An 814-nucleotide genomic window follows, 5' to 3' on the forward strand; every position below is an offset into this window, starting at 1 on the left:
GGCGTTGTCACATAAACCTGCCCTCGTTGCTGCCGTCGAATTTTGCTCGTAGGCATCTCGGATGAGCATACAATCAATCAGTTACAAGCGTCATCGTTTTCCACCCGCAATTATCACTCACGCTGTTTGGCTGTATTGTCGTTTCAACCTCAGCCTTCGCGAGGTCGAAGAGATGTTTCTGGAACGTGGGATTGATGTTTCGTACGAGACCATCCGCAGATGGGTTGCGAAATTTGGCCCATCCATTGCGCGCAGAATGCGCCACCGACAACCAGTGCCCGGCGACATTTGGCATCTGGACGAAGTCGTCGTGAAGATCAGAGGTAGGAAATTCTGGCTGTGGCGAGCTGTTGATCAGAACGGCGTTGTTTTGGATGAAATTCTTCAACGAAAACGTGATAAGAAAGCAGCGAAACGCCTGTTTCACAGGTTGATGAAGAGACACGAACGGGCACCAAAACGTTTCATCACGGACAAACTGAGGTCCTATGGTGCAGCCAAACGTGAGATCGCGCCGGGCGTTGAGCATCGGTCGCACAAAGGCCTCAACAACCGGGCCGAGAACAGCCACTTGCCATTTCGAAAGCGGGAAAGGGCGATGCAGGGATATCGCTCGCCTGGAAATCTACAGCGGTTCGTATCAATCCACTCTGCCATCCGAAATTGCTTCTCCGTTCCAGCCCGCCGTCGCTCAGCCTTAACAATTCGATACCACCGTCTCGAGGCTTTCGACGCTTGGAATGCCGTCACACGGGCAGCTTGAAATACAGGTATCAGGATTTCTCCTTGGTAGCGCTGTTAAGGTGACAACACC

At 52.3% G+C, this 814-nt stretch carries 1 protein-coding gene; it reads left to right on the forward strand.

What is annotated here, in order from left to right:
- Window positions 1-61 precede the first annotated feature (61 nt).
- Window positions 62-763 (forward strand): IS6 family transposase, encoded by a 702-nt coding sequence (locus EK369_RS21380; RefSeq protein ID WP_127116289.1) that lies wholly within the window; start codon window positions 62-64, stop codon window positions 761-763.
- The last annotated feature ends 51 nt before the right edge of the window (window positions 764-814 follow it).

The organism is Shimia sediminis, from assembly GCF_003990645.1.
Lineage (GTDB): Bacteria > Pseudomonadota > Alphaproteobacteria > Rhodobacterales > Rhodobacteraceae > Shimia > Shimia sediminis.

Coding starts and splice junctions, on each gene's coding strand:
- EK369_RS21380 (WP_127116289.1), top strand. CDS start 62: ATGAGCATACAATCAATCAGTTACAAGCGTCATCGTTTTCCACCCGCA.